Origin of the sequence: Treponema sp. UBA753 (assembly GCF_002297325.1) — a bacterium.
Classification (GTDB): Bacteria; Spirochaetota; Spirochaetia; order Treponematales; family Treponemataceae; genus Treponema_D.
In genome coordinates, this window is sequence record NZ_DBKJ01000004.1 from 547 (window position 1) to 3,629 (window position 3,083).

The following is a 3,083-nucleotide window of genomic DNA, read 5'->3' on the forward strand; positions in this document are numbered from 1 at the left end:
GTTGTAATATTAATTTTATTTTCTAGAAACCAGCTTACACATGCCATAATATTCAAAGAATCCCAGTCTTCTAAATCATCAAGAACTGTATCCAGTGTAATTTTTTCTTCAGTTTGAAGAATGTCTGCAAATTTTAAAATAAAATCTTCTTTAGTCATAAATATTCCTCCTAAAACTAATATTCAATCAATTCTGAAACATAAATGTTATCTATATCCAAAATACAGTTTGCCCAACTTAATCCCACTCCAAATCCACTTAATAAAACTCTACTTTTCTTTGAAGAAAAATCTTTTTTTAAGAATTTACTAAAAGTACAAGGAATAGAAGCTCCACATTGATTTCCATATTCTGTCATTGTTCCAATAGGCATTTTTTCTAAGGGGATTTCTAATGCAAGTGCAATATTTTGTAAAATCATTTTATTAGCCTGATGAAGCACAAAATAATCTATATCATCTTTGGAAATTCCATTATTTTTTAAAATCTCCATAATAGACGGCTGGATTCTTTTCATAGTGAAATCGAAAACTCTTGCACCATCCATTTTTGCTTTATATTCAAAAGCTCCTTCTTCATAGAAATCAGACCTTCTTACAGGATTTCTAAATGCTCCATTCTCACAAATCAAAGCATCATATCCAGAACTATCCGTATGAAATGAAAAATACCAAGGCGCTACGTTTTCAGAATATTCTATAAGAGTTGCTGTTCCTGCATCACCAAAAACCGGAGCTGTTTTATTTATGAACATATCAGAAAATTTGCTGAATGTATCACCAACAAGAAGCAAAACTTTTTTACAGCCATTATTAATCAACATTCCAGCTTGATATAATCCAACTTCATAACCGCTACAACCTTGTGGAATATCCATACAGATACAGTTTTCATTCAAACCAAGCTTATTATGTAAAACATAACTAGTTGCTGGCATAAAATAATCTGGCGTATAACTTACAAAAAGGATTGCATCAATACCTGATTTCTCAACTGGACAATTTTCAAGTAAATCAAGAGCTGCTTTATAACAAAGATCAGAAGTTGTTACATTTTCATCTGCGATTCTTCTGTTCAAAAATCCACTTGATTCAACAACTCTTTTTATTTTCTTTTGATTTCCATCATAAAGATTTGGCTCATCATATAAAGATTTTGATTTTTTAGGCACAACACAAGAAACACCAGCAATTCTGACATTTTTTATGGAAGAAATCATGCAGCCGCCTCCATTATTGGAGACAAGTTACAATACCGCTTTGATTTATTTATGACAATTTTTACTTTACAGTTGTACCCCCCCCGTTGATTTTTATATCATCAATTTTTCTTACAAACCTAGCTGGGTTGCCAAGCCAAAGCTCTCCTGCCGGAACATCTTTTGTTACAACACTTCCTGCTCCAATCATTGCATTTTCTCCTATTGTTACTCCGGCAAGAACAGTCGAATTCGCACCGACAGTCGCACCTTTTTTTACAATTGTCTTAAAAAGTTTCCAGTCCGGATTTTTTGAGCGAGGATATTTGTCATTTGTAAAAGTCACATTCGGGCCAATGCATACGTTGTCCTCAACTGTAACTCCGTCCCAAAGCTGCACGCCGGACTTGACCGTCACATTGTTTCCTATAATAACTTCGTTTTCTATCAGAACATTTGCGCAGATATTGCAGTTATCGCCGATTTTAGCTTTAGGAAAAACAACGCAGAACTGCCAGATATTTGTATTTTCACCGATATTTTCAGATTTGCAGTCAGCGAGTTCATGAATCATTTTTTCCACTCCAAAAATTCATTGTAATTGCGGATATAGTCTTCCTTTTGGTACACTTCACTTGCAAGCACAAGACATACTGAGCCGCTGGAAAAATTATCTAAATCTCGCCAGATTCCGGGAACAACAAAAAGCCCCTGATACGGTCTGTTCAGTGTAAAAGTACGTTTAACCTGTCCGTCATCAAGGCGTACATCAAAACTTCCGCTTGCAGCAATAATCAGCTGCTGAAGCTGTTTGTGGCTGTGTCCGCCACGCTCCTCGCCACCTGGAACATCATAAAGGTAATAACACCGCTTTACGTCAAAAGGAATCTCTTTTTCATTCTGAACAACTGTAAGATTTCCCTTTTCGCGGTGATTCTTGCTAAGTTCAATCATTGTGCAGTCATAGACCGTTGTTTTATCTTTGTTCATTTTTTACCTTTGACAAAAATTCATTGTAGTCGCGGATATAGTCTTCCGCATTGTAGTCCGTAGAAGAAACTATCATTGCAAGCGAATTCGTAGAAAAATTTTCCATTTCGCGCCAATAAAGCTTTGGAACATACAAGCCGTAATAAGAGCGGTTTAAAGCGAATGTTTTCTTCTCTGTTCCATTATCTAGTACGACATCAAAACTTCCAGAAAGAGCAACTATAAACTCTTCTGTATTCTTGTAGGCATGTCCGCCACGGTTTTCTCCTCCTGGAACATCATAAATCCAGTAGGAACGTCTGATTTTAAACGGCAACTGATTGTCGTTCTCAAAAAAAGACAAATTTCCCCTAGGGTCACTTATCTTTGGGAGCTGAATAATTTTTGGTTCGTTCATTGTTTTTTGTTAGAAATCAGTTTGATTGTACGTTTGTTTGATTTATTTGATTAAATCAATTATGTATAAATATGTGATTTTATTAGAAGCAATTTATTTTAAGCTAAACATCATTGAATAAAACAAAAATGCCTATTTTAACCTTTCACACTGTCCACTACATCATTTCACACTGGACGTTACAAAGCATCACAGTGGACGCTACAACGTTTCATACTGGATTATACAAAAGCAAATACTGGACACTAATTTGCTTTATAATTTACTTAAATGCATACACATGGCTATTATCGCGTATATCCTGCAGAAAATTATTTGACAACGAGTTTTATTTTTATCAGGTCAAATGTGTTCTTGTTCTGATAGTATAAAAAAACACTACTCCGCTTTTTTTTCCAGAAAGTATTCCGCTGCAATGTAGTCCGGACCGTTATTCCAAAGGTTGTAATTGTCGTCAAAAAGCATTTCGCCGGTCTTTGAATTCATAAGCAAGTCAAA

Annotated in this window: 4 protein-coding genes; all 4 read right to left on the bottom strand. The window is 35.1% G+C overall.

Annotated elements, in window-relative coordinates; translation table 11 throughout:
* Positions 1 to 175: 175 nt before the first annotated feature.
* Entirely contained in the window at positions 176 to 1,219 is a 1,044-nt protein-coding gene (locus B4C08_RS00195; RefSeq protein ID WP_296662053.1) for a 3-oxoacyl-ACP synthase III family protein, read from the bottom strand.
* Positions 1,220 to 1,280: 61 nt separating this feature from the next.
* Positions 1,281 to 1,772 carry an acyltransferase gene (locus tag B4C08_RS00200; protein ID WP_296662054.1) on the bottom strand — a complete coding sequence of 164 codons (492 nt, stop codon included), beginning with the start codon at positions 1,770 to 1,772 and terminating at the stop codon, positions 1,281 to 1,283.
* The gene (locus B4C08_RS00205) at positions 1,769 to 2,188 is read right to left on the bottom strand and encodes a sugar 3,4-ketoisomerase (RefSeq protein WP_296662055.1); all 420 of its coding nucleotides are present in this window, start codon (positions 2,186 to 2,188) and stop codon (positions 1,769 to 1,771) included. The genes B4C08_RS00200 and B4C08_RS00205 overlap by 4 nt, the downstream gene beginning before the upstream one ends.
* The gene (locus B4C08_RS00210; RefSeq protein WP_296662056.1) at positions 2,175 to 2,585 is read right to left on the bottom strand and encodes a sugar 3,4-ketoisomerase; all 411 of its coding nucleotides are present in this window, start codon (positions 2,583 to 2,585) and stop codon (positions 2,175 to 2,177) included. The genes B4C08_RS00205 and B4C08_RS00210 overlap by 14 nt, the downstream gene beginning before the upstream one ends.
* Positions 2,586 to 3,083 lie beyond the last annotated feature (498 nt).

Bases quoted from the DNA above. Each gene is read 5' to 3' on its own strand.
- B4C08_RS00195 (WP_296662053.1), bottom strand. From the start codon at position 1,219: ATGATTTCTTCCATAAAAAATGTCAGAATTGCTGGTGTTTCTTGTGTT.
- B4C08_RS00200 (WP_296662054.1), bottom strand. From the start codon at position 1,772: ATGATTCATGAACTCGCTGACTGCAAATCTGAAAATATCGGTGAAAAT.
- B4C08_RS00205 (WP_296662055.1), bottom strand. From the start codon at position 2,188: ATGAACAAAGATAAAACAACGGTCTATGACTGCACAATGATTGAACTT.
- B4C08_RS00210 (WP_296662056.1), bottom strand. From the start codon at position 2,585: ATGAACGAACCAAAAATTATTCAGCTCCCAAAGATAAGTGACCCTAGG.